The following is a 26,180-nucleotide window of genomic DNA, read 5'->3' as shown; positions in this document are numbered from 1 at the left end:
ACTAATTCATCAGTTTGAAATCATTCTCCATCTGATTCGAGTGTGTTAGAGTAATCTATTTCTTCATGTGCTCTTGCCATTATTTCTTTTACTCTTTCTTCTATCATAGGGGAGATGTCTGAACTCTTAATTGTAATAATTGCTATATATTTTCCCCTCAAATTTAGCCTCTAGCATCCTTCCCTATCTCAATTTCACCGTAAAGATCATAAATATCAGCCGATGTAATTCTCACAGGCATGATCGAACCTAAAATAGCTTCTCCTGTTACATAGACTAAACCATCAACTTCTGGGGCAAAACGAGAGGAACGACCAATTAATTCACCAGTACTAGGATTTTCTTGTTCGATTAACACAGATACAACTTTACCTACTTCAGTCTGATTTTTTCGAGCGGCGATGGGTTGTTGTAACTCCATTAAACGATTACGGCGATCTTCTTTGATGTCATCAGATACTTGATTCTCTAAATCATAGGCTTTTGTGCCTTCTTCGGGAGAAAAAGTAAACACTCCGACATGATCGAATTCGTGTCTTTTCACAAATTGTAATAAATGTTCAAAATGCTCCTCTGTTTCTCCAGGAAAACCCACAATAAAAGTTGTACGCATTACTGCATTTGGTAAAGCCAGTTTAATCCTGTTGATAATTTCATCATTAACTTTTCCCTGCCAAGGGCGATTCATGCTCTTTAAAATGTCAGGGTGAGAATGTTGTAAAGGTAAATCTAAATAAGGCAAAATATTATGAGTTTCTCTCATCGCTTCGATTACTTTATCCGTTAACCCTGTGGGGTAGGCATAATGAATGCGAATCCAAGGAATATCAACCTTACCTAAAGCCCTGAGCAACTCTGCTAATTTAGGTTCACCATATAAATCAACACCATAATTAGTAGTAATCTGAGAGATTAAGATTAGTTCTTTTACTCCTTGTTCTGCTAGTTGTTGTGCTTCTGCGACGATAGATTCAATAGTTCTTGATCGTTGATTACCCCGTAAATGAGGAATAATGCAAAAAGCACAACGATAATCGCAACCTTCTGCAACTCGAAGGTAAGCAACTCCTTCAGTTGTGGTACGATAGCGGGGAATATTTTCATCGGCGATAAAAGTTGGTTGTGCTGAAACGGCTTTGACTCTTTCTCCTGCTTCGACTCTTTTAATGACATCGACAATATTTTGGTAGTCACCTGTACCAACGATCGCCACGGCTTCGGGCAATTCTGCTAATAACTCTTCTTGAAAATGCTGTGCCATACAACCAGAGATGATGATTTTTTTCTGGTTTTCTGCTAATTCGACTAAAGTTCTAACGGATTCTTGACGAGCAGACTCAATGAAGCTACAGGTATTTACAATCACATAATCGGCTAACTCTTCGGTATTATCGATGGGATAACCTGATTGGGCTAGTAACCCTAGCATATGTTCAGAATCGATTCTATTTTTTTCGCATCCTAAGTGAGAAACGGCGATGGTTGGCTTATTGCCCATATTTAAAGATGATGTAACTTTTCTACAACTTTTATTTGATGAATAGCTTAACAATAATAACAGATTTAGTCACTGATGACATAAATTTTTCAACGGTGGTGGGAAAATGATTCCTAGATAATTAAAGTTTTACTTGCCTAAAAACATCTTTCAAAATTTCTGCTGATTTTTGTAATAGTTTTTCTTCTTCCTCGTTGAGAGTTAGATTAACAGTTTTTAAAATACCTCTTTCATTAACAACCCTAGGAATACTTAAACAAACATCTTCAATGCCATAGAAGCCACTCATAAAACCACTAACGGTTAAAATTCGTTCTTGAGAATTTAAAATTGCTTTGACAATATCAGTGGTTGCCAAACCAATAGCATAGGATGTATAGCCTTTTCGTTGAATAATCTCGTAAGCGGCATTTTTGACATTGTAGAAAATATCAGATAACTTATTTTGTTCATCTTGTGCTAAGTTTTCCCAACCATCAGGCACAAGTTTCATTCCGCCAATATTAGCTGTACTCCAGACAGGTACTTTACTATCTCCATGTTCACCAATAATATAAGCATGAACACTACGAGCATCGATACCCATTTCTTGGGCAATTAATGAACGAAAACGAGCACTGTCTAATACAGTACCAGAACCGATAACTCTTGAAGAAGGAAAACCAGTTATTTTCAAAGTGGCGTAAGTGAGAATATCAACAGGATTACTCACGACTAAAATAATAGAATCAGGACAATATTTAACTACATCTTTTAGAATATCTTTATATATAGCAAAATTGCGTTCTAACAAACTTAAACGACTTTCTCCTTGTCTTTGAGCAACACCGGCGGTAATAATTACTATATCGGCATTTTGTCCTACATCTGCAACAGTACCTGATTTTAAATCTGTTGGCGGTAGAAATGAAATGCCATGAGACAAATCCATTACTTCTCCTTCTAGCTTATCTGCATCTATATCCTGTAAAACTAATTCATCAAAACAATTTTGTATCAGGAGAGAATAGGCACAGGCTAAGCCAACTTGCCCTAAACCAATAATAACTCCTTTACGGGGACGGATAGAAGAAGGTTTTTCAGAACAGGGATTCGGAATTAAAATCTTTTCAAACATATTTAATGATATTTTTTTTAGTTTTAACCATTTCAGTATAAACAAAAAATTTTTAATAAAAGGTTAATTTTTAATTAAATTGACAAATTATCTTTGATAATAACTGGAATTTCTTGAGTTTTTCTAGTTTGTGGATTTATGCAAATATGTCGAGTTAAAGCAGTAGCAATTAAAATATCATCTTTATAAATTTTATAGCTGATTTCAAAAACTTTATTATTAATTAATTTTATGTTAAGATTGATGATAATTAAATCACCACAAAAAATAGGTTTAAAAAAGTCTATTTCAGCGTGAATAATAGGAATAGCAATTATATTACTGCTAAAAAAATCTTGTAAATTAATATAAAAATTAGTTAAAAATTCTTCATAGGCTTCATGACAAATAGATAACAAGTTCGCAAAATATACCACACCTGCGGCGTCAGTGTCAGCAAAAAAAATTTTTCTTTGATACTTAAATTTAGTCATAATTTTATGATTTCATTATATTAATCAATCTTTTTTTATAGGATTATTAACTATAATCATTAACAATTCTTAAACTATCTATATTTATTTATGATATTTTGATTATGATAAAAAAGAATAGCAGTTAATAAAAAGAAAATATTATGTATAACAATCAAATTATTATTCTGACAGTCATCATGACCCTATGTTGTAATTTTTCAGAGGTTAAGGCACAAAATCAGCAAATAGAAGATGTAAGTATTACAGGTGATTCTTTACAAGGGCTTGATTCGAGAAATATAGAAGAAAATCTAAGTAAAGACAAAACTCCAAAATTAAATATAACTTTAGAGAGAGATAATAAACCTGAAAATAAATTTAGTACAGGTAACGAATTTATCGATTCTTTAATTAGCAATCCTTCTAATCCAAAATCATCAAATATAGATTCTATAAACACTAACAAAGGGGACGTACCGACTACGGGAAGTGGTACGATTCCCCTTGTGAATTTTTAACTTTTACAGTGGGCATTGCCCATGTATATAATATGTATTAACTACGGTGCTAAGGCGTTACCTCTTAAAAGACTGCCAATGGTTTTAGCTGTAATCTTCATTTGTACTAATGGGTTAGCAGGTACAACGGTTTTATATAAGTAGCTATCAAAAGTGATTTTTTGCACGTCAATATCCGCACACATTTCTACAAATGCTTCACGGGTGGCATCACTGCGATAGAAAACCCTTTGTAAAATATCTAATACTAAGTAAGTTGTGCCGTATTGTTTATCCCAACGTTTGAGATAGGTTTTTAAGTCTGCTTCACTAGGAACTTTTTGACCATTATTACTGGTTTCCACGATCACTTCTGCACACATTCTCGCAGATTTAGCCGCAAAATAAATGCCTTCCCCTGAAGACTTAGTAACTGTACCCGCCGCATCACCGACTAAAGCAACTCTACCAACTACACGACGAGGACGAGGATGTTCAGGAATAGGATGTGCTTCTACTTTAATGATTTCGCCACCTTCTAAGCGTTTAGCCGCCCTTTGACGGATTCCTGCTTGTAAGTCTTTGATCATTGCTTTATTGACTTTCATTGTACCAGTGCCAACGGCAACATGATCATATTTAGGGAATACCCACGCATAAAAGTCTGGAGAAACATCATTACCAACGTACATTTCCGCTAAGTCTTCATAGTACGCCATCTTATCTTCAGGCAACCTAATTCTTTCTTGAAAAGCGATGGCATAGTTATAATCACCAGCATCAATGGCTTTAGCAATACGAGAGTTAGCACCATCAGCACCAATAACTAGATCTACTTTCAGAGTTTTCATTTCCCCTTGGGCAGTGCCATTAGAATGATCTGCATAGTGCAGGGTATAAGCTTCTTTATCGTTGTTAGGAATATCTAGTTGATAAACAGTACCATTAATCAAATTAGCACCCAATTTAGCGGCACGTTCGCGCATAAAACCGTCTAAAACTTCTCGACGACACATTCCAATATATTCATCATCTTTGAGAGTTTGACCGATATTGACTTCAATATTCGAGGGTGAAATCATTTTCATTTTACGGACTCGACGATCAATAATTTCGGGCGGTAAATCAAACTCACTCACCATACAAAGAGGAATTGCACCACCACAAGGTTTAGCATTATCTAACTTTCTTTCAAAAATATAAGTTTCAATTCCTGATGAAGCTAAAACTTCTGCTGCTGAAGAACCTGCAGGACCTCCACCCACTACTGCTACCCGAATTGTCACGGTTTTTTCTCCTAAAAATCTTTTAAATCAGTTATTTGATTATAAATTGCATATACATAGAAATTTAAAATAAAATGGACATCGATAAAAATTTTTCTAGAGTTTTGCAACAGTCCTTAACAAAGTTAGCAATATTTCGTAATACTCTTTGATAAAAATCTATGGATATGATAGAGCGAGGTTATTGACACTCCATCGGGCTAAAGCCACGAGGATTCTTTAGAGGAGATAACCGAAAATGTCAGTTATTGCTCGTAACAACCACATTGCCGTACCGTAGTACTAACACAACAGCAGTCCACAAGGCGGAGTCAATCGCCACTACACTGTTAGCTTTTGCTTTCAGTTTACTTTCAGGGTTGTGCTTTTCACTCGCTTAACGTCTTTGCTTGTAGGGGCTGAGTCTGTAGTGCATTGCACCGAGTACCATTTCTGTAACTCATCTTTTCAACAGGTGTCCCACCACTAGGAGTCTCACCTACCGTTTTAAGGTCTTTGTGGCACAATATTTATATTATCAAATTAATGCCCTAAAGGGCAGGGTTTCAGACCCACGATTTTTTGATGAAAAAGTATTTGATGATAAAATTTAAAGCGTAAATCGAATTAATTCTAATATACTTTGAGTCAATATTATTCTTAGTGCAAGATCTAAGTATAATATTAAGTGTTTGAACCTAAATGAAAAGAAGGTGAGAAAAAAGAGAATAAAGATCTTTGAATTTTGACTCTTTATCTAAAATTTTAAATTAGTCCGTACTTATTACTTAGATGAATATTTTTTATTCACTGATAAATTTATTTGTTACTTTAAAACTAACATTTTTTGCTTCTCACCTAAAATTTTGTTTACCCCTTAAACCCCATTGATAGGATGACAAAACCTTTATTTTGCATTTGGAACAAAGAATCAGTTACCCTTAAAGAAAGTAACCGAATTTTGGCTATTAAAAATCTTAATTTAATACCAGAAAAAACTATTCCCGTTTTTGATGAAGCGACTCAAACTGCCGCTAATTCTTTAGGTATATCCATTTGTTGTTTAGGTATTTTATTAGAAGAAGAATATCAACTTAAGTCAGCCTTTGGTTTATCTAAATTAGGGTTGATGAATGATATAGCTAAAACTAGAAAAATTCATCGAAACAATGCCTTTGCTACTCATGTTATTGATAGTGGTAATTCTTTAGTTATTGAAAATGCTTTAGATGATATTTTTTTTAAACAAAGTATTCTAACTCAACATTATGGAATTATTGCTTATTTGGGTGTACCTATCTTTAACTCTAACGGTTTGTGTATCGGTTGTTTAGAGATAATAGATACAAAACCTCGTCAGTTTTCTACGGCTGATATTAATTTTCTCACTATTACTGCTCGTTGGTGTATAGCAGAATATGAAAAAAATCAATTAATTACAAAAAAAGAAATAACTTCTGATTTAATTGATAACATTGAAGAACTTAATAAAGATATATTAACAAACAATTTAAAGGATCAAAGTTCATCTAATTTAATTGTTCAAGAAACAAAAAATAATTATAAAGATTCTGAGCAATATATCCGAAGATTAAGTTTTCAATTATTAAATAAATTAACTCAAAAACTATCGATTCCTTTAACTTCTGTGATTGGAATGTCTAGTGTTTTAAAACAAGAAATTTATGGGAAACTTAATCCTAAACAATTAGAATATTTAGAGATTATTCATGATAGTGGCAAAGAGATGATTACTTTAGTAGATGAAGTAACAAAATTAGCTAGTATCAAAACTGAAGTTAACCTCGAATTTGTACCTGTTGATTTGGAAAATTTAGGCACACAAGTTATTAAAAGTTTAGAAAGTGTTGCCCGTAGTCGTGAACATACATTAAGATTATCTATCGAACCAGGGGAAAAAATTTGGAATTTAGACAGGGAAAAAGTCAAGAAAACTCTATATTATCTTCTTATTACCATTATTGAAGGTTCGAGAGCGGGGGGAGAAATACAAATACACATATCACAAAGGTTACATATTCTTAAAATCAATTGTTGGGTAACTCATCCATGGTTAGGAGATGGTATTTCTTTTGAAAAAATTAGCAGTTATGAAGAGGCTTTAAAAAATAACACAAATCTCGCACAAATTTTAGATAAAAAAGATGAAATTAACCAAGAATTAAATCAATATAACAACTATGATTATGATTTAGTTTGTTTATTATTTAGTGCTTATTTAGCTAGTCTTCAAAAAGGTAATATATCTTTACAAGGCTCAACGGAATCAACCTATCGTTTTGTAATTTCTATTCCTATTCCTAACTAATAATCAATATAAATGAATGAAAAGTGATTTAATTTATTAAAATTCTTCGGGGTTAACTAAACCTCTCATTTTAGCAATACCTTTTTTCACTCGTCGAGAAACAGTAATAACGCTAATGCCCAATTTTTCGGCGGTTTCTTTTTGGGTTAAATCCTGTAAAAAAACGAATTCTAATACTTTACGAGTGCTATCTTCTAACTGACATAAAGCGTTATTTAATCGGATTTTATCTTCTTGTACTAATTGAAAACTATGATATTGATTATCAGGTAAACAGTCCACCAAACTATTTTTATCATCTTCTTGATTATTGGTAGTATCTAGGCTGATAAGATCTCTATTTTGATGAGCTAATTTTACCTCATGCCATTCTGTTAAAGATACCCCTAATTCTTGAGCAATTTCTCTGTCAGTGGGTTGACGGTTAAGTTTATTTCTTAAATTTATAACAATACGATTTGATTGATGCTTTAATTCTAAGCAACGACGAGGAATACGAATAGAATCTCCTTTATCTCTGAGATAGTGTTGAATTTCTCCTTTAATATAAGGTATCGCAAAGGAGCTAAAAGCAAAACCTTTTTCGGGATTAAATCTTTCAATGGCACGAATTAAACCGATACATCCTACTTGCAATAAGTCGTCATAATTTTCTTGACACTGATTTATCCAATGACAGACTTCTTTTCTAACTAAGCCTAAGTTTAGCTCTAAAATTTGATTCCGAATTTTTAGATCTTGATTTGTTTGATAAAGAATAAATAGTTTTTCGTTTTCAATTTTGTATTCTGAAGCAGTTTTATGGGACATAATCTTAGATTCGTATTTGACGATTAGAAGATAGATAATTTAATTAAACTATTCCTTTAAGAAATATTTCCACAAAATTTTATTTTTATGTATTTAATTATTATATTTCATCTATTTGAAGTAAAACAATGGGGTATTTACTGTATTTTTATGTTTAGTTTCTTTTTAATTCCCTATTTATACTGATATTTTATCTTCCTATCAAATATAAAATATGAACAAATTCAATGATGTTTTATTAAAAAAAGTAACAATTTAAACAGAATTCTTGACAAAGTTGCAGTTTTAATATCCATATGTTAGCTTATTATCTAACTTACCAATTGAGGAGTGAAATTTATGGAAACATCAGCAAAACTTAGTCTTGAACAAGAATTCAAGCTAGAGGTATTAAAAGATCAAGTTCAAAAGTTGAGTCATGAACAAGCACAAGAGTATCTCATCGAAGTATTTCGTCAAATGATGGTTAAAGATAACCTAATGAAACAATTACTGAGAAATGCTTAAACTTTGTGACGTTGCCGTAGAGTAAAGATTCTGGTTGTTTTCTTTGCAACAAGATTTTTTGTTAATTTTGAAATAAATTTTATTTTTTATGCTTTTTCGTCTCGGCAACGTCTATGATTCATTTTTTGTCACTGAAACGGTTGCTACACCTATTGTTTTTAACTTTACTTTGTTTAATACTTGTATCGCTTCATTTACAGTTATTCCAGTGGTATAAATATCATCAATAATGAGAATTTTGTTATATTTATTTATTTTTGTGTAATCTTTTCCTAAACAAAAGGCTTGACTAATATTTTTCTGTCTTTGTTGAGGATTTAAACCAAACATTGCTTCAGTATTTTTTATTCTCATTAATAATTTTCTTTGCAAAGGATAGCCTGTAACCTGACAAAAACCATTGGCTATTAATTCTGCTTGGTTAAAACCTCTGGTTTTTAATTTATCCTCATGTAAAGGAATGGGAATTACCATTAGTTGAGGATATTTTTTTTTATTCCCTGATTGTAACCATGCTTCTCCTAGCCAGTTGCCTAATAATTCTCCTATGGCTTTATTTTTATCATATTTTAAGGCGGCGATCGCCCGTTTTAAATAACTATCATATTTACCCCAAGCAAATAAAAGAAAATCGGATTGACCAAATTGTTTATAATTGGTAAGTTGACAAGAGAGTAATTTTTGCTCACAATATTGGCAAATAATATTATCAGCATTACGCTGACAAAGAGGGCAATTAGATTTAAGAAACAAAGATAAAAAATTGTTCAACATAAATAAATATTGTTAATTATTCTTAGAATTCAAGAAATAAAAAAATGCAGATAAAATTTAGAGAATTTAATCCTTTTGATGTATGGATTTGGTTAGAATTTGATCATGTGCCGTCAGAAATGGAAAAACAATATGTAGAAGAATTATTTAACTCATGGTTTTATTTAGGCAAATTAGGAGGATTTAATGCCGAAAATCTACAAATACAAGAATTAGGGATTGATATTAGTTATATGGAATATGATGAAGATTTAGCAGATAATTCCATGATGTCTCCGATGCATAATATGGGAGAATTTGAATTTTTAGGAAATTGGGGTAGGTGTTGGTTTGATTTAGGCACAAGTGATTTAATTAGTTTAGATATATTAATTAATGCTTTGAGAGAATTAGCTAACGAATATGTGGGCATTAGTCAGTTAATTATTGGGGGAGAAAATGAAGATTGGACAATAGATAAAGATAAAAATTCTAATTTTTTAGAAGAATAAATTGATAAAATATTCTGCTTTTTGATATTTTTAACTTATCAAAAATTGTCAATTTATTTCATCAATCTTCAGGTATTCAATTTTTGTCCAATTTTCTTGATTATCCAACTTAACAAAGCACCTATAAATAAAATATCTATTGCTGGATTAAATACAGGTTGCCATAGTTGATACCATATTTCCCATGGTAGGGAAACATCTAATGATTTGAGGATTAATGCGATGATAAACCAAACAAAACCGATGATGACTAAAAATACATCAGCGACTAAAAAACGATCTAACCAAGTTAATAAGTTTTCTTTCATAAAGGAGATATTAAAACTAAATCTATATTAAAAAATTAAGTGTTATTAATGAACATTTTATTTGTTATTTTAACACTTTAGTTATCACTTTTATTTTAAGTTTAAAATAACATTATAAAATTCCATAAGTTTTGGGAAAAGTAAAATGATTTACATGAAACAGTAAAATATAAGTGAATGAGTAGAATAAATGACAAAAATAACAAAACTATCAATCTTCTCTTATCCTGTTATAAATATTATTTTTTTAGGTTTAATTATACGTACAATTATCGCTATTTATTTATATCCGGGATATGATGAAGCCTATTATTATATTTATAGTCAAAATTTAGATTGGAGTTATTTTGATCATCCTCTTTTAGTTTCTTTAACCACTGGTTTAGGAGTATGGTTAACAGGAGAGGTTAATCAATTTACCATCAGAATTGGCACATTAATTATTTTTACTGCTAGTCTTTATTTTCTTTATTTAACAGGTAAAAAATTATTTAACTATCAAAGTGGATTATTAACTTTAATTATTGCTTCAATTATTCCTATTTTTACTGTTGCTTTTGGAGTTTTAACTTTACCTGATGTACCATTAATATTTTTTTGGACATTAACTTTATTATGCTGTTATTATGAATTTTTTGCCTCTGAAAATTTGTTGAATTATCAACCTAGTTATCGTCTCATTTTGATAGCAATTTGTGTTGGTTTAGCTTGTTTATCAAAATATCATGGCTTTATTTTAGGATTAGGATTAGTAGGATTTTGTCTTTTTAATTCCCCTTATCGCCGAGTTTTTACATCCTATTGGTTATATATCGCTACAGTTTTATTTATCTTAACTTTATTTCCGCTTTTATATTGGAATTGGCAACATGATTGGGTTTCTTTTGGATTTCAATTATCAGGGCGTTTTCAATCTCAGAATTCTTCATTACTAATTATAAATCCCCTAAATATAATTCTTGTGGCATTAGTCAGCATTGGTTACTTATTTCCTAGTTTTGGTTTTCCTCTTTGGTGGGTAAGTTTTAAAAGTCTTTGGAATGAAATAACTATTCAATCTAACTATCGCTATCAACTAATTCTCTGGATTTCTTTACCGTTAACTATTGGATTTACTTTACTAGGTGCAGTTACTCAAATATTACCAACATGGTCTATGCCCGGATTTTGGGGTTTAACTTTAATTTTAGGAAATTTTGTCGAACAATGGCTTAAATACTTTCCAAGAAGCGTTAAGCGTTGGTTATATCTTTCTTTTTTGATGATTAACACCATTATTTTCATTATGTTATTACATTTTAATTTAGGATTATTTCAAAAACCTAATCAAAATATCTTTTTTTCTGGTTTAATTTCTCCTCAAAATGATCCTTCTACAGAATTAATTGATATTGTACAATTTAGACATCAATTGACAGATTCTCGTGCATTTACCGAAGCCTTAAAATCCAGTGACTTTATTTTTACTAATCAATACTATCTTGGTGGTTACATTGGTATGGCAATTAATTCTTTAACAAATATACCCTTAGTGTGTTTTTGTGATGATAGTCGAGGATTTAATTATTGGTATCCGTTAGAGAATTTAAAAGGAAAAACAGGGTTATATATGACATCTAAGCGTTTCATTGAGGAAGAAGACAAATTCAGTCAATATTTTACACATTGGCAAAAGATTACTCAAATTTCTTTAAAAAGATCAGGTGAGATAACAGAAACGTTTTATATATATCAAGGGAAAGATTTAATGATTATACCAAAAGTCAGTTAAACTGAAGCGCATTTAGATTGAGGTTTGAAGCAGAAACACAGGAGAGGAAGAAGACAAGAAGAAAAGTTGAATAGTAAAAAAAATTACCAATATTTGTGCATCTTTGAGAGAATTTTATTAACTCACAAAAAATATAATCTTCCTGTCTGCGGAGTCTTCCAAGTTAGTAATCACCTCTTTTTTATCTCAAACTCAGATTTTATTGGGCAAATACCATTCACTCCTGAGAGATTCTTTTTATTTTTAATGACAAATGTCTCATTACCTAATAACTTGCTAACAATCCGCTATGTCTTAATAAAGGTTGAGTATTTGGTTGTCTTCCTCTAAATTGTTTGAATATTTCCATAGGTGATAAACTACCCCCTAATGCCAAAACAGTATCACGAAAATGTTTGCCAACTTTAGCAATCGCTTTTTCATCTTCTAAACCAACTTCTTCAAAAGCTGAAAAAGCATCTGCACTAAGCACTTCAGCCCATTTGTAACTATAATAACCAGCAGAATAACCACCCGCAAAAATATGCCCAAAACTACATAAAAATTGATCTTCAGGCAATGGTTTCATAACTGTAGTAGTTTCAGATATACGTTCTCGCACTTGATGGGGAGTTTCACCATTAGTTGGGTTATAACGAGAATGTAACTCTAAATCAAGGAAACTAAAATGTAGTTGACGCAACATCATAGAGCCACTCATATAATTTTTAGAAGCCAATAATTTTTCATAGTAATGATAGGGTAAAGTTTCTCCCGTCTCATAGTGTTTTGCCATACCAAAAAGAGTATTTTTTTCTAAGCACCAATTTTCCATAAACTGACTTGGTAATTCCACGGCATCCCATTCCACGTTATTAATTCCTGATGCCCCAGAATAATCAATTATCGTTAACATATGTTGTAAACCATGTCCAAATTCATGGAATAAAGTCTCAACTTCACTAAAAGTCATCAAACTAGGCTTACCATCGATAGGAGGCGTTTGATTACAAGTAAGATAAGCCACAGGAAGACGGGTGATAATCTTACCATTTTGCTCAAATTTTGCTCTACCTAAACAATCATCCATCCATGCGCCGCCTCTTTTTTCTGATGGGCGTGAATAGGCATCAAGATAAAAATGGGCAATAATTTGCTGATTTTCATTGGTGACTTGAAAATATTTTACATCCTCATGCCAAACTGGTGCTTCTCCATCGGCTGGGGTAATAGTAATTCCAAAAATTCGTTTTGCTAATGCAAATAAACCTTCTAAAACTTGATTTAAGGAAAAATAAGGGCGTAATTCTTCTTCAGTAAAGTTAAACTTAGTTTCTCTTTGTTTTTCTGCCCAATAACTCACATCCCAAGGATTTAAGTCATCAATCTCTGCAAATTCTTTTAATTCCGTTAACTCTTTTTGTGCCGCCGAATAACTAACAACTCGTAACTCTTCTAATAATTTTTCTACCGTTTCGACACTATCCGCCATTTTTTTAGCAAGACTCACTTGTGCATAGTTAGAATAACCTAAAATTTCGGCTAATTCTTGTTTTAAAGTCAAAATTTGAATAATTAAAGGATTATTATCAAATTCTCCACTTCCTGCACGACTAATAAACGCCCGATAAACTTTTTCTCTTAAATCCTCTCTTTTACTGAATTTTAGAAAAGGTACATAGCTAGGATAATCTAAGGTTATCATCCAAGGACCATTTTCAGGAGTAGCATTTTCTTCTCCTTCACTTCTAGCAGTTTGTGCCGATAAACTTAGTAAACTAGCTGGTAAACCGTCTATTTCTTCAGGATTAGTTAGACGTAATTTAAAATTTTTAGTAGAATCTAGGATATTATTTGAGAATTTTGTCGATAATTCGGCTAATTGTAACTGAATTTGATTAAAACGCTCTTTTTTTTCTCCTTCTAACGCAACCCCTGACAATTGTGCATCTTTGATAGCAGATTCTATGATTCTTTTTTGTGCGGATTCAAAATCATTCCACTGTTGACTATCTCTAATTTTCCTAAATCCTTCGTATAAAGCCCTACTTTGACTTAATTTATTGCTAAATTGGACTAAATCAGGTTGTACTGTTTCGTAAGCCGTACGCAGTTCGGGACTATTCTTAACTCCCATAAGATGCCCGATAATTCCCCAACTCCACTTTAATCTATCTTCTAAGTGATTCAAAGGTACAACTAAATCTTGCCATGTAGGTTGAAAATTAGCTTCTAATGAACTTAAACTCACTTCTAATTCCGTTAATAATTCTTGAATAGCAGGTATAATATGCTCTGGTTTAATATCTTGAAATGGTGGTAATCCTTCACCAATTAAAAGAGGATTATTTTTATTTATCATTGTTGGTATTTTTGAATATTTTTTTAAGGATTATATTTTTATATTATATATAGCAATCCCATGTAAGTTGTGAGATTTTTAGAGATATTAACTATTGGCTATAAACTTTCGGGTATGATTAAAATTTACAGATTTATTTTTTAATCTTTAAATGATTGAGAAATAATTTAAGATTGATGTATTGAACCTATTTTTCGTTATCAACAATTATTTCAAAATAAAAAACAAAAATATTATTGATAAAATAATCGATATTAATAGTATTTTGCCTAATAAAATTTACTAAACTTATCTTAATTGTGATTATTTTAACTTTTGCTGTTATTTTTATATTTTTTTTAGTTAAGCTATCAACGATTACTATTAATTTCTTTTTATTTAATTTTTTTTATCCTTTGGGAAATGTACTAATTATAACATTGCTAATATTAATTATCATTTTTGTTGGTTGGTGTTTTGGTGATAATTAAAAATTATAATTCAATATAAATACTTTAAGATTAAATACCACCAAATCTAATAGTTATACCAAAAATAACAAATAGAATAGATAAAGTTGTTACAGCTAAAATATGAATAATTAAATCCAGAAAATTATCTTGGTTTAAGTTAGGAATAATCCGAAAACGAGCATCAATACTTAAAATTAAACTAATAAGTAATAAACCTAATTTAATTAATATATTTTTCGTAATTGGTTCATTATAATTTAGCCAATCTTGCCATAAAGGAATATAAAAATGTCCCAACCATAAACCTGTGATAATTTGTATAACTAAAGCAGTTAATCCTATTGGTTCAAACTTATCCTCAAATTGATGAATAATATCTATATTTTTTTCTTTTAAAGCCTTTGGTAAATATGCTAAAGTTAGAATCAAATGCTCTCCCGTCCAAACCGTAGCACCCAAAACATGAATAGTTAAAAATATTGGCAATAATTGTTGATATATCATTATAATTTGATTAATTTAACTAAATAAATCTAAGGGGAAATGTCCATAAGTTCCCATAATTTCATCATTGAAATCTGAAAAAATAGTAATTAAAACTCCTCGATAATCTCCTTGATAATCACTTAAATTATAAGATTTTTTTTGAGTACTAAATTTGAGGTAAACTGATTTATTTTCTAAAGAAAAGTCTGTTGTTATCTCTTGATCATTATATCCTAAAGCTTTTAAATAGCTTTTTAAAGCTGCAAATGCTTCTATATTTGTTGAAGCACAAATCCCAAAATTTTGATCATCAGATACACTAACGATTAATTTTAAAGCAGATTGTAATATTTGTTTTTCTTCCTCAGAATTAATAACTTTTAATTTTATATCGCTATATTGTTTTAGTATCGTTATAGCTTCAACTATTTTTTTGTCCATAAATATCTTATATTAAATTATCAATTAAGTTAAGAAATTTATTATACACTATAGATTAATTTAATTTTTATTATTTTTTTAGATTATTGATATTAAATTAAGATAAAATATCAATAATTAATTTTCTATTGAAATATTTTTGAGAATGTGGTTATCTAATAGTTCTATAATTATTCAAACTCTAACTCCTATTTTTATTATTATTTTTGGTATTTTACTCGGTTTTTTAATAGAAAATAGGCTTAAAAAATTTAGGAAAAAACTAGATAATAATGATTTGTTAGCTAAATATTCTGTTATTTTAAGATCTTTTGAGGGTGTAATTTTTATTTGGTTTATTGTAGGTACAATTGCCTTAATTTTACCTAGTCTCAATTTACCTACACCCCTAAATATTTTACTACAAAAAATAATTATCGTTATTGCCTTATTTATGGCTACGATTTTAGCATCTCGTTTAGCTGTTAGTGCTATTCATGTTTATAGTAAAAAATCGAAAACAACAGTATCTTTAACTTCATTATTTGAATATTTAACTAAAGTTATTATTTTCAGTATTGGATTTTTAATTATTATTCAATCTATTGGTATTCAAATTACTGCATTAATTACTGCTTTTGGCGTTGGTAGTTTATCTATAGGTTTAGCTTTTCAAAATACTTTAAGCAACTTAATTTCGGGTGTAAATATTATCGTTTCTGGGAAAATTCGCCCAAGGGATTATATTGAATTTAAGAGCGGAGAAGAAGGATATGTAATCGATGTAGAATTAAAATATACCCTTATCAAAGACATTTTCAATAATATTATTGTTATTCCTAATCGACAAATTATTGATGCTAGTTTTAAAAATTATACCCTAGAAAATTCGTGGATGTTGTTGCCAATAAAAATAGTGATCAATTATGATAGTGATTTGGAAAAAGTAGAACAAATAACATTACAGATAGCTAAACAAATTTTAGAAAATATTGATGGTGGATGCAAAGAATTTGAACCTTTTTTGAGATATGATAATTTTGATTATTATGGTATTAATTTAACTGTTTATTTAAAAATTCATGAGTATTTAGATAGACTATTAATTACTCATGAATTTATCAAAAAAATTTATAAAATCTACCAACAAGAAAATATCACTTTAGCTTATCCTCTAGTTAATCCATACTTAAAAATAAACAAGTCAATAGATGATTAAGTAAAAATTAATTTCCTAATTATTTTGTTGATAAAAATAAGGTTCATAAAAAATACAGTGGAAATATTTATATTATTGTGGCACAATTTTAAATATATAACTAAAATTTATATTTATGGACAAATAATCTAATCACTCAGTAATTTTATGGAGGTAATCTTTCTCAATCATTGATTTGTCTTAATGAAATTCTATTTTGATTAAATTTTCATGACAAATTCTACCAAATTTTTCAAATATTCTCCCCAAAATCCAAAAGGTTTGCTAACCTAGAGGTCAGGGAAGATTAATAATCCATCAAAATCTATGTACTATTGCAGACCTGAGCCCTTTGATAATAAAAAAGTACCGCTTCTGGATGCCATTTTCTGTGAAATTCATTACAATATCTGAAGATTTTACTGACAAAACTTCTTAAAAAACTTAAAGAAGTTCTAATAGTTAAATCTCGGTTATATCGAGATAAATTTTATGAACGAATAAAACATTAAAAATCATGTTAGTGACCATAACACTGGTTTTTGTGCTTATTAATAATTTAGTTTTATAGTATTTATCTTTGAGTAAGTTAAGTATATCAGACTGTTGACTTTATAGAAAACAGTTCTTCGAATTTACCGTTATTCGGTATAATTCCCTCGTTTTCAGGTATCATCCTGAGCATTTTCTACCATAACTATCCATTTACTAAATCTCAATGAAACTAATAAATTATACTGTTCTTAAGTACTTAACACTCTTACAAAGAATGGGAATGTTATTAACTTTAAATAGTGAAATAGTTTATTGTGATACAAAAGTAAAATATGGGTTATGTATAGAGAAATAAATATAATTCAATTTTGACAATCTATCTTCTAGCTAAATTTTTTCAGAAGGAGTAAGAGGAAAACGGCATGACCCAGGCACAAGAAATTTTCGCAACTATCTCACCCGCTAATGATTTCGAGGAAATGTTGGACTTTAATTCTGGTAATAATCGGAATAGTTCTATAGCAACCATAGAAGGTGAATTTACCGATATCATTGCTGAAGCTGATTCTATTGGTGTTAGTGATCTCAATGGTAAAAAAACTCGTAAATTACCGACTACCCGTCGTCGTACCCAAACAAAGAAAAAACCATTCACAGAAGATTCTATTCGTATTTATCTTCAGGAAATTGGTCGAATCAGGTTACTTCGTGCAGAAGAAGAAATTGAGTTAGCCCGACAAATTGCTGATTTATTGGATTTAGAATATATCAGGGCGACTTTAATTGAACATCTTGGGCGTATTCCGACAGATCAAGAATGGGCGATCGCTTGTGATATTCCTGTCCTGCGTCAGTTTAACCGCCGCCTACATATTGGCAGACGTGCGAAAGATAAGATGGTACAGTCTAACTTGCGTTTAGTGGTATCCATCGCTAAAAAGTACATGAATCGGGGTTTATCATTCCAAGATTTGATTCAAGAAGGTTCTCTGGGTTTAATTCGTGCCGCCGAAAAATTCGACCACGAAAAGGGTTATAAATTTTCCACTTACGCCACATGGTGGATTCGTCAAGCTATTACTCGTGCGATCGCCGATCAATCTCGAACTATTCGTCTTCCTGTGCATCTTTATGAAACTATCTCTCGTATCAAAAAAACCACTAAGATGTTATCTCAAAAAATGGGACGTAAACCCACAGAAGAAGAGATTGCAGAAGATATGGAGATGACCATCGAAAAGTTACGTTTTATTGCCAAGTCTGCTCAATTACCCATATCCTTAGAAACCCCCATCGGTAAAGAAGAAGATTCTCGTTTGGGGGATTTTATTGAGGCCGATGGGGAAACTCCTGAAGATGAAGTATCTAAAAATTTATTACGAGAAGATTTAGAAAATGTTTTAGATTCTCTTAGCCCTCGTGAGCGTGATGTTTTACGATTACGTTATGGCTTGGATGATGGGCGAATGAAAACCTTAGAAGAAATTGGTCAAATCTTCAATGTTACCCGTGAAAGAATTCGTCAAATTGAGGCGAAAGCGTTGCGCAAATTGCGTCATCCTAATCGGAATAGTATTTTAAAAGAATATATTCGTTAAATAATTAACAATTAACAATTAACAATAGTCAGTTTGATTTCTAGTCATTAAAAATTAGTGAATAAAAAAATTAAGGCTGATATTCACTCTTAAATAGAAAAACTATTGCACTCTAAAAAAGAAGAAATTATCGAAATTGTGAAGAATCACGGAACATTTAATATCAGAATTTTTGCCTCAGTAGCTGGAGGTGAAGTTCAAGAAAATAGTGATGTTGATTTTTTAGTTGATTATTCTTTAGACAAAATTAGTTCATGGTTTCCTACTAGTTTAATATTCAATTTAGAAAATTTATTACAACATAAAATTGATGTAGCTACAGAAGGAGCTTTAAAAGAGCTAATTAGAGAGCAAATATTGCAAGAAGCAATTAAATTGTGAGAAGTGATAAAGATAGAAAGATACATTGTTAGATATTTTGGAAGCTATTAATAACATTGAAAAATATTTAAAAAATAATCAACAAAAGTTTTTTGAAGATGAGTTAATTCAAGTTTAGGTGGTGCGTCATTTACAAATTATTGGGAAAACTGCGAATAATCTTTCTGATGATTTAATTAATCGATATAATTATATTCCTTAGGCTAAAATTATGGCTTTTAGAAATATTATTTTTCATGAATATTTTAAGATAGATTTACAAATTATTAATAAAATTATTCAGGAAAATTTAAAGGAATTAAAATCACCAATAGAAGAAATTATTTAAGTTAATTATATTATGTTAACCAGTCTGCAAAATCCTCTTGTTAAAGAAATTCGTAAATTACATAAAACCCAGGAAAGACATCGACAAAATTTACATTTATTAGAAGGCACAAATTTATTAGAAGTTGCCACTAAGGTTAATTATCCCCTCGTTACGGTGTTAGCAACACAGTTATGGCAGAAAAAGCATTACTCTCTTTGGGAAGCTTTACAAACTCAAGCAGAAAGAATTGAAACAGTTTCCCCTGAATTGATGAAAAATCTGGCTACTACCGTTAATCCCGATGGCATTATCGCTACGGCTTATCGTGATTCTCGACAGTCACAACCCACTGAAAATCTGCGTTTAGGCTTAATTGGCGATCGCATTCAAGATCCGGGTAATTTAGGTACTATCATTCGTACTGCAGTGGCTACAGATGTTGATTTTTTATGGCTAAGTGGTGATAGTGTGGACTTGGATAATCCAAAAGTTATGAGATCTTCTGTGGGTGAATGGTTTAAAATTCAAGCAAAGGTAGAAAATGACTTAGTTTCTTTGATAAAAAAATATCAATCTCAAGGTTATCAAATTATTGCGACTTCTTTAGAAGGAAATAAAACCCATTGGCAAATTGATTTTACTAAACCTACGATTTTATTATTAGGTAACGAAGCCCAAGGTTTATCCCCTGAATTGGCTAATTTAGCGACAGAAACTGTCAAAATTCCTTTAGCTAATGGTGTGGAGTCTTTAAATGTGGCGATGGCAACTGCTTTTCTTTTAGCAGAATATCAGAGACAAATAATCAATTCAGATTAAGTAAGAGTTTCCATCTTTTTAATAATATTTATCGTCTCAATACTTACTTGACAAACCCACATTAATAAATTAATTACCTCTTCTTTATAATCAGCAAATTGATAATTATTGAACTTTTCACCGATGATTTTATCTTGAGTTTTCTTTAGTTTATATTGATCTAAAATCCACCCTAAAGCACTATTATTTCCTAGTTTATATTCCCACGCCATTGACGGTATATTTTCTAAAATTGTCACATCGTCAATAATAATTTTACTGTTAATTTTATCCGCTTTTAGTTTAGGTTTAGGAGTAGCTGAAGGAAATGGGCTTAAGCCCATTGTTATAGATGTATCAATTCTTTTTAGTTTATAAGGTTTAATAGTCTCATAATTGAGGTGTAAATCCATTAATTGTTTAACCCATTTTGCCCATTGCTAAAATTCATTATAAAAGGGTATTCTGGGAAATTTTCTTTTTAAATTTAATTTATTTTTTTGTCGATATTTAGGGTTATATAAAACGCCGTAAATATAATAAAAATATCTATTTTAGCAATTTCTTTACCAAGACTTCCAGACTAAAGGCTTAAGCCCTTTCTTACCCCGTCATCACCCTCTCGAAACACAGTTTTAGTAAGTTACCAAAAGCCACACGAATTGATTGTTTATTACAGCTACCATCAAAACGAATTTTATCTTCTAATTCTCGATAATAGTGATTGATTAAAAGACGTGACAGAACATTAACAATAAACTTAGAATAGTATCACTGTTATTGAACTAGGTAAATATTACGATAAATTAATCTCTCCCTTCTTCTAGTCTCCCTTGTCTCCTTTATCTTATCTTCATCATCTTCCATTCTCTCTTGTCTTCATCATTTTTTCGTCAAACTTTGCCCATCTCCTCACTTCTTACTCCTTAGTGCAAGATCTAAGTTATATTTTTATATACCAACTGGTATTTTTCTCAAAAAAGAAATTAGATTTATGACCAAAAGATTGACAGAATTAGGTATATCTCAAGAAGATTATTGCGTTTTCGGTTTAGCCACTTGTTTTATTCGAGACGAAGGAGAAATCAAAGAAATAAAAGTAATCGAGCCGATACCTTCCGCAGCATTAGAAGCATTATTCAAAGAAATTCCCACATCTTATCAGTTAGCAGTAGCAAAAACCATCGGACAAGTTATTGTTGAAGATACTCTACAAAAACCCTCAGAATTTCCTGCGGATAGTCAATTTTGCGATGATTTTCTTGATCGCACTTTTGCCGCCACTCGCACTTATAAAAGTAAACCTAGCGCCCAAGAATATATTAAATTAGGTGCATCAAAAAGTGATTTTAACTATTCCTTGGAGAGGAAAAGAGTCTTAAATAGTGTTCATAAAGTTTCTGACGATGATAATGTAAAACAACATTCTCACACTCATAAAGTTTTATAAAAATTTTCTCATAATTTCTCTAATGAAATATTACTCATTCAGTTTGAGTTTTTTGCTATTTATTTGTTTAGTACAACTTCCAACTTATGCTGAAAAAATAATTTCTTCGGGGAAAAAATCCCCTGAAAACTCCTTTATTTTTATCAAGAATCAAGAAAAAAAATCGATGAATCAAGTTATAAATAATTCAAATCCTACATTAAAATTATACGGCGGTACTCGTAGTCGTGCCTCTATTATTCAATGGTATTTAGAAGAAATCAATCTTAACTATGAGTATATTTTGATTGATATGGCACAACAAGAACATTTACAACCCACTTTTTTAGAATTAAATCCCATGGGAAAAGTTCCTGTAATTGTGGACGGTGATTTTAAACTTTGGGAATCAGGAGCAATTTTATTATATTTAGCAGAAAAATATGGTAATGAAATTGATTCTTTAGAAGAAAAAAGCATTATCAATCAATGGATTTTATTCGCTAATTCAACTCTAGCCACAGGATTATTTATTGAGGCAAATCGAGAAAAAGAAATGTCAAAATTATTACCTCCTTTAGAAAATATTTTGAAACAGAATTCTTACTTATTAGGGGAAAAATTTACTGTTGCTGACGTGGCAGTAGGTTCAATGTTAGCTTATACTCAAATTTTATTGAAACTTGATTTAACTGCTTATCCTGCAATTTCTAGTTATATTAAAAAGATTACCCAAAGACCAGCTTTTATGAATACCATTGGTAAAAGATAACTCATCAATAGTAAAAATTTTCTCCCATTCTTTTGCTTTTTGATCTATTAAACGATTTTTATTTTGTTAAAGAAAATGATTAGATAGTCTAAACTTAGTAAATGTCAGATAAGCTAGAAACAAAAAGTTTTCTTATCTGTCATTAAATAATAGTATGTTTATAAAAATAATTTCTTATTTATACTGAATCCAACTTAATCAAGATTATCTGAGGAAATAATACTATGGTGAAATTTTATTCTTTAATTCTAAGTCTATTAACATTTTTAATTCTTGCCGCCCCCGCTTATGCAGGAAGATTATTATTTTGGCGTTTTGAAGCTAATCAAAATCGTTTAGTTTTCACTACAGATCAAGGAATACAACCTACAGCACAACTAATCCCTAATCCCACTCGTTTAGTGATTGATCTTCCAGGCACTACTCTGGGTAGACCTTCTATCAGTGAAAACTTAGGTAATATTATCACTAATTTAAGAATCGGTCAATTTGATGCTAGAACTACACGAGTAGTCTTAGAACTAGCTCCCGGATATACTCTCGATCCTCAAGGTATTAAAATTAAAGGTCTTTCTCCTACGCAATGGACTGTGGATTTACCACAACCACAACGGACTAATTTTCCTTCTCAGTCTGCCCCTAATAATTTTTCTCCTGATAATCAGTCTCGCAATAATAACAATAATACTTCAGTAACAAATAACACTAATAATCGAAATAACAGTTTTAACACTGCCAATGGTTTACAAGTAACTTCTAGTGGTATTATTGTTGGGATTGATGGAAATCATAAAAATAAAATTAACGTTAAACGTAGCCGTGATCGTCGTCAAATCAATTTTGAAATAGATAATATGACCATACCCAATAATTTACCAAAGTCTTGGAAAGTTAATCAGTATGGTATCAGCGATTTACTCTTAAATCAATCCAGCAAATCAGTGGCATTATTAACATTAAACGTCAATCCTGATAGCCCCGATTGGCAAGCAAGTTTTAGTCGTATGGGTGGATTAGTCCTATGGCCTCAAGGGGGTATTTCCAGAGTGATTGATTTATCAGCTCAAAATAATGATAATTCAGAACCGAAAGCCTCTATTGTTTCAAATACACAACCCCCTAGAACACAAACTGTAGCGAATAGAAATAACCTTCCTATTAATTCTGGTAGAACAAGTATTGATTCGATCGAAGTTAACTATAATCAGTTAATGATCAGGGCAAATCAATCGGTAAAAGCTCAAGGTACTTGGACTCAGGGTAATAGTATTTATCAAATTAGAATGGAAAATACTGACTTATCCCCTAATTTTAAAACTCCTAATTTACCTTCAGGAAGTCCTATTTCAAAAATGCGTATTTGGCAACCAGATAATAAAACTGTTGTATTATTAATTGAACCAGCTTTAGGTATAAGAATAGGACCATTAAATCAACCTAGCGAAAGAATGTTAGTATTATTGCTAAACCGTAATATTACAACTTCTCGTGATATACGGAGTAATCCTTCTAATGCAACTTCTATTCCTGTACCCCAAGCACAAGCTGATCCTTTTAATTATACTCCTCCTAATAATTCTTTCCCTTCATCTACCACCAATAATTCTCGTCCTTTTAATAACTCTCGTCCTTCTAATAATCGCCCTCCTAATCAAAGTAGAGCTCTTGTTATTATAGATCCCGGTCACGGCGGTAAAGATGTTGGTGCGGTAGGAATTGGCTCTATTCAAGAAAAGCAGATAGTGTTATCAATCTCTCAGCAAGTGGCTCGTATTCTTGAGCAACAAGGTATTCAAGTAAGAATGACTAGAGACAGTGATTACTTTATTAGCTTAGAAGGTAGATCAGAAATGGCAAATCGTCTTAATGCTGATGTATTTGTAAGTATTCATGCTAACTCTGCTGGTGCAAGTAAACCCGGAGTAAGTGGTTATGAGACCTATTACTATCAAAATGGCAGAAATCTAGCACAAATTATTCATCGTAATATTATACGTCGAGTTGATGTTCGTGATCGAAAAATTAAACAAGCCAGATTCTATGTTTTGAGAAAGTCAAATATGCCTTCAGTATTATTAGAAACAGGTTTTGTGACAGGAACTGAAGATGCAGCAAAATTAACTAATTCTAGTTTCCAAAGACAAATGGCAGAAGCTATCGCTGCGGGTATTATAGAGTATGTCCAAGTCAATCGACTATAAGTCAGTTATCAGATCACAATTGTCATCAAAGTAAAAGAGTTCATAAGGAACGTGGAAACATGAAACAGGCAAATAGAAATAGGGAAAAAGATAAAACAATAAAGATACATAAGAAGAAAATGTAAAGACTAAATATTTTTAATATTAATTGTTTTCCTCAATCTATTTACATTTCTAAGTACTTTTGCTTAAATTAAGATAATTTTAATTGCAATCATGATAATTTTATGAAACATTCTCTGGGTAATAGAATTGGTGTTTTTGATAGTGGTGTCGGTGGCTTAACAGTACTTCGCAAAATGTATCGTCATCTACCTCAAGAATCCATCCTCTATTTTGCCGATACTCAACGTCTTCCTTATGGTACTCGTTCCCCTCAAGAGATTATTTTATTCGTTAGGGAAATTCTCGATTGGATGAAAGATCAACAAGTGAAAATGGTTATTATGGCTTGTAATACCAGTTCAGCCCTAGCTTTAGAAGAAGTGGAATCTGAATATGAATTTCCCATTCTCGGTTTAATTCACCCCGGAGCAAAAGGTGCAGTTAAACAAGGTAAAAAAATAGGTGTTATTTCTACCGTAGCCACAGCTCAGAGTAATGCCTATCATAATACAATTAAAGAAATTAATCCTCAAGTAGATGTTTGGCAAGTTGGTTGTCCTGAATTTGTACCTCTTATCGAACAAAATCGTATTTATGATCCTTATACTAAAAAAGTAGCTCAAAAATATTTAAAGCCTTTAATTAGTAACCAAATTGATGTTCTTATTTATGGTTGTACCCATTATCCTCATTTACAGGGCTTATTAAAAGAAATTTTACCCGCTGGTGTCAAATTAATTGATCCTGCTGACTCTGTGGTTAAGGCAACAGAAAGAGAATTAGATTTAATGAACTTACGAAACCATGAAACCGTTCTACCAACTCGTTTTTGCGTTAGTGGTGAGCCTGAAGATTTCGCCAAAATTTCTAAACAATGGCTCGGATTCACTCCTCAAGTGGAAAAAGTTTACTTATCTTCTGTTGATAGTGTCGTAAATACTTCATCATCCTCAAAAATGATCCCTGTCAATCACCATCTTTACGCGGAAAGTGTGATTATTTAACATGATTATAGTTTGCTGAATAAACCTACAATTTTATAGAAAAAATATTCAGCAAACCGAAGAGACTTCACAGTCATAAATACAATTTTCCCAAAAGTCAGAATATGAAAAATGAACTTGAGAGAAAACGAGTACGGAGGGAATCGAACCCCCGACACCCAGAACCGGAATCTGGTGCTCTATCCCCTGAGCTACGCACCCAACTTATTCTAAAATATCATAGTTTAATCATCTCAGCAATAATAGTAGCTCCTATAAAGTAATTTTTCTCTTTTTTGAGAATTTAAAGTCAGTAGATTGAGAAGAAAAAATAAAGGTATTTTAATACATACGCACTAAATAAATGTATTTTATTTCAGACAATAATT

At 31.1% G+C, this 26,180-nt stretch carries 24 protein-coding genes, 1 tRNA gene and 1 pseudogene; 14 read left to right on the top strand and 12 right to left on the bottom strand.

Annotated elements, in window-relative coordinates; all coding sequences use genetic code 11:
* Nucleotides 1-163: 163 nt before the first annotated feature.
* The 3 genes from rimO to GM3708_RS06705 all read right to left on the bottom strand — a co-directional run bounded on the left by rimO (nucleotide 164) and on the right by GM3708_RS06705 (nucleotide 3,088).
* Nucleotides 164-1,498, bottom strand: coding sequence for a 30S ribosomal protein S12 methylthiotransferase RimO (gene rimO, locus GM3708_RS06715; RefSeq protein WP_066345081.1), 1,335 nt, complete (start codon nucleotides 1,496-1,498; stop codon nucleotides 164-166).
* Between the two features lie 121 nt (nucleotides 1,499-1,619).
* Nucleotides 1,620-2,615 (bottom strand): L-lactate dehydrogenase, encoded by a 996-nt coding sequence (locus tag GM3708_RS06710; RefSeq protein WP_066345079.1) that lies wholly within the window; start codon nucleotides 2,613-2,615, stop codon nucleotides 1,620-1,622.
* 74 nt (nucleotides 2,616-2,689) lie between these two features.
* Nucleotides 2,690-3,088, bottom strand: coding sequence for a thioesterase family protein (locus GM3708_RS06705; protein WP_066345077.1), 399 nt, complete (start codon nucleotides 3,086-3,088; stop codon nucleotides 2,690-2,692).
* Between the two features lie 143 nt (nucleotides 3,089-3,231).
* Here GM3708_RS06705 and GM3708_RS06700 point away from each other — a divergent pair, with 143 nt between their 5' ends.
* The gene (locus GM3708_RS06700; RefSeq protein WP_144439289.1) at nucleotides 3,232-3,588 is read left to right on the top strand and encodes a hypothetical protein; all 357 of its coding nucleotides are present in this window, start codon (nucleotides 3,232-3,234) and stop codon (nucleotides 3,586-3,588) included.
* Nucleotides 3,589-3,629: 41 nt separating this feature from the next.
* Here GM3708_RS06700 and chlP read toward each other — a convergent pair whose 3' ends face one another.
* Nucleotides 3,630-4,853, bottom strand: a complete 1,224-nt coding sequence (gene chlP / locus GM3708_RS06695; protein ID WP_066345074.1) for a geranylgeranyl reductase — start codon at nucleotides 4,851-4,853, stop codon at nucleotides 3,630-3,632.
* An 874-nt stretch (nucleotides 4,854-5,727) separates the two neighbouring features.
* Between chlP and GM3708_RS06690 the strand changes: the two genes are divergently transcribed.
* Nucleotides 5,728-7,161: a GAF domain-containing protein gene (locus GM3708_RS06690; protein WP_066345072.1), complete on the top strand. Its 1,434-nt coding sequence runs from the start codon at nucleotides 5,728-5,730 to the stop codon at nucleotides 7,159-7,161.
* A gap of 36 nt (nucleotides 7,162-7,197) precedes the next feature.
* On the opposite strand, the gene GM3708_RS06685 is transcribed toward GM3708_RS06690, so the two are convergent.
* Nucleotides 7,198-7,971: an RNA polymerase sigma factor SigF gene (locus GM3708_RS06685; RefSeq protein ID WP_066345071.1), complete on the bottom strand. Its 774-nt coding sequence runs from the start codon at nucleotides 7,969-7,971 to the stop codon at nucleotides 7,198-7,200.
* A 339-nt stretch (nucleotides 7,972-8,310) separates the two neighbouring features.
* Here GM3708_RS06685 and GM3708_RS06680 point away from each other — a divergent pair, with 339 nt between their 5' ends.
* Nucleotides 8,311-8,478 (top strand): NblA/ycf18 family protein, encoded by a 168-nt coding sequence (locus GM3708_RS06680; protein ID WP_066345069.1) that lies wholly within the window; start codon nucleotides 8,311-8,313, stop codon nucleotides 8,476-8,478.
* Nucleotides 8,479-8,589: 111 nt separating this feature from the next.
* Here the strand turns inward: GM3708_RS06680 and GM3708_RS06675 are convergent, their stop codons facing one another.
* Nucleotides 8,590-9,252, bottom strand: coding sequence for a ComF family protein (locus GM3708_RS06675; protein WP_066345067.1), 663 nt, complete (start codon nucleotides 9,250-9,252; stop codon nucleotides 8,590-8,592).
* Between the two features lie 44 nt (nucleotides 9,253-9,296).
* Between GM3708_RS06675 and GM3708_RS06670 the strand changes: the two genes are divergently transcribed.
* Nucleotides 9,297-9,743 (top strand): DUF3531 family protein, encoded by a 447-nt coding sequence (locus GM3708_RS06670; RefSeq protein WP_066345062.1) that lies wholly within the window; start codon nucleotides 9,297-9,299, stop codon nucleotides 9,741-9,743.
* A 68-nt stretch (nucleotides 9,744-9,811) separates the two neighbouring features.
* Here GM3708_RS06670 and GM3708_RS06665 read toward each other — a convergent pair whose 3' ends face one another.
* Entirely contained in the window at nucleotides 9,812-10,051 is a 240-nt protein-coding gene (locus GM3708_RS06665) for a hypothetical protein (RefSeq protein ID WP_066345060.1), read from the bottom strand.
* A gap of 190 nt (nucleotides 10,052-10,241) precedes the next feature.
* On the opposite strand from GM3708_RS06665, the gene GM3708_RS06660 reads away from it, so the two are divergent.
* Complete coding sequence (locus tag GM3708_RS06660) at nucleotides 10,242-11,822, top strand: glycosyltransferase family 39 protein (RefSeq protein ID WP_066345058.1); 1,581 nt, start codon at nucleotides 10,242-10,244, stop codon at nucleotides 11,820-11,822.
* A gap of 265 nt (nucleotides 11,823-12,087) precedes the next feature.
* Here the strand turns inward: GM3708_RS06660 and GM3708_RS06655 are convergent, their stop codons facing one another.
* The 3 genes from GM3708_RS06655 to GM3708_RS06645 all read right to left on the bottom strand — a co-directional run bounded on the left by GM3708_RS06655 (nucleotide 12,088) and on the right by GM3708_RS06645 (nucleotide 15,542).
* Nucleotides 12,088-14,163 carry a M3 family metallopeptidase gene (locus GM3708_RS06655; protein ID WP_066345056.1) on the bottom strand — a complete coding sequence of 692 codons (2,076 nt, stop codon included), beginning with the start codon at nucleotides 14,161-14,163 and terminating at the stop codon, nucleotides 12,088-12,090.
* Between the two features lie 500 nt (nucleotides 14,164-14,663).
* Entirely contained in the window at nucleotides 14,664-15,119 is a 456-nt protein-coding gene (locus GM3708_RS06650; protein ID WP_066345054.1) for a CopD family protein, read from the bottom strand.
* A 15-nt stretch (nucleotides 15,120-15,134) separates the two neighbouring features.
* Complete coding sequence (locus GM3708_RS06645; protein WP_066345053.1) at nucleotides 15,135-15,542, bottom strand: DUF1824 family protein; 408 nt, start codon at nucleotides 15,540-15,542, stop codon at nucleotides 15,135-15,137.
* A 145-nt stretch (nucleotides 15,543-15,687) separates the two neighbouring features.
* On the opposite strand from GM3708_RS06645, the gene GM3708_RS06640 reads away from it, so the two are divergent.
* From GM3708_RS06640 to GM3708_RS06620, 5 genes are all read left to right on the top strand, one after another.
* Entirely contained in the window at nucleotides 15,688-16,740 is a 1,053-nt protein-coding gene (locus GM3708_RS06640) for a mechanosensitive ion channel family protein (RefSeq protein WP_066345052.1), read from the top strand.
* 896 nt (nucleotides 16,741-17,636) lie between these two features.
* Nucleotides 17,637-18,812, top strand: a complete 1,176-nt coding sequence (gene rpoD / locus GM3708_RS06635) for an RNA polymerase sigma factor RpoD (protein ID WP_066345051.1) — start codon at nucleotides 17,637-17,639, stop codon at nucleotides 18,810-18,812.
* Nucleotides 18,813-18,917: 105 nt separating this feature from the next.
* A complete protein-coding gene (locus GM3708_RS06630; protein WP_231933107.1) occupies nucleotides 18,918-19,193 on the top strand; it encodes a nucleotidyltransferase family protein in 276 nt (91 codons plus the stop codon).
* A gap of 211 nt (nucleotides 19,194-19,404) precedes the next feature.
* The gene (locus tag GM3708_RS18955) at nucleotides 19,405-19,521 is read left to right on the top strand and encodes a HepT-like ribonuclease domain-containing protein (RefSeq protein WP_197671690.1); all 117 of its coding nucleotides are present in this window, start codon (nucleotides 19,405-19,407) and stop codon (nucleotides 19,519-19,521) included.
* A 12-nt stretch (nucleotides 19,522-19,533) separates the two neighbouring features.
* Entirely contained in the window at nucleotides 19,534-20,322 is a 789-nt protein-coding gene (locus GM3708_RS06620) for an RNA methyltransferase (protein ID WP_066345049.1), read from the top strand.
* Here the strand turns inward: GM3708_RS06620 and GM3708_RS06615 are convergent.
* A pseudogene (locus tag GM3708_RS06615) lies at nucleotides 20,319-20,846 on the bottom strand (type ISP restriction/modification enzyme); the annotation flags it as partial. The gene GM3708_RS06620 and the pseudogene GM3708_RS06615 overlap by 4 nt on opposite strands.
* 449 nt (nucleotides 20,847-21,295) lie before the next feature.
* Between GM3708_RS06615 and GM3708_RS06610 the strand changes: the two are divergent.
* The 4 genes from GM3708_RS06610 to murI all read left to right on the top strand — a co-directional run bounded on the left by GM3708_RS06610 (nucleotide 21,296) and on the right by murI (nucleotide 25,812).
* Nucleotides 21,296-21,751 (top strand): hypothetical protein, encoded by a 456-nt coding sequence (locus tag GM3708_RS06610; RefSeq protein WP_066345045.1) that lies wholly within the window; start codon nucleotides 21,296-21,298, stop codon nucleotides 21,749-21,751.
* A 166-nt stretch (nucleotides 21,752-21,917) separates the two neighbouring features.
* Nucleotides 21,918-22,502 (top strand): glutathione S-transferase family protein, encoded by a 585-nt coding sequence (locus GM3708_RS06605; RefSeq protein ID WP_066349357.1) that lies wholly within the window; start codon nucleotides 21,918-21,920, stop codon nucleotides 22,500-22,502.
* A gap of 224 nt (nucleotides 22,503-22,726) precedes the next feature.
* Nucleotides 22,727-24,703, top strand: coding sequence for an N-acetylmuramoyl-L-alanine amidase (locus GM3708_RS06600; protein ID WP_231933105.1), 1,977 nt, complete (start codon nucleotides 22,727-22,729; stop codon nucleotides 24,701-24,703).
* A 227-nt stretch (nucleotides 24,704-24,930) separates the two neighbouring features.
* Nucleotides 24,931-25,812 (top strand): glutamate racemase, encoded by an 882-nt coding sequence (gene murI, locus GM3708_RS06595; RefSeq protein WP_066345044.1) that lies wholly within the window; start codon nucleotides 24,931-24,933, stop codon nucleotides 25,810-25,812.
* 128 nt (nucleotides 25,813-25,940) lie between these two features.
* On the opposite strand, the gene GM3708_RS06590 is transcribed toward murI, so the two are convergent.
* Nucleotides 25,941-26,013, bottom strand: a tRNA-Arg gene (locus tag GM3708_RS06590).
* Nucleotides 26,014-26,180 lie beyond the last annotated feature (167 nt).

It is taken from the genome of Geminocystis sp. NIES-3708 (assembly GCF_001548095.1).
Classification (GTDB): domain Bacteria; phylum Cyanobacteriota; class Cyanobacteriia; order Cyanobacteriales; family Cyanobacteriaceae; genus Geminocystis.
This window is presented reverse-complemented; position numbering and strand designations above follow the sequence as displayed.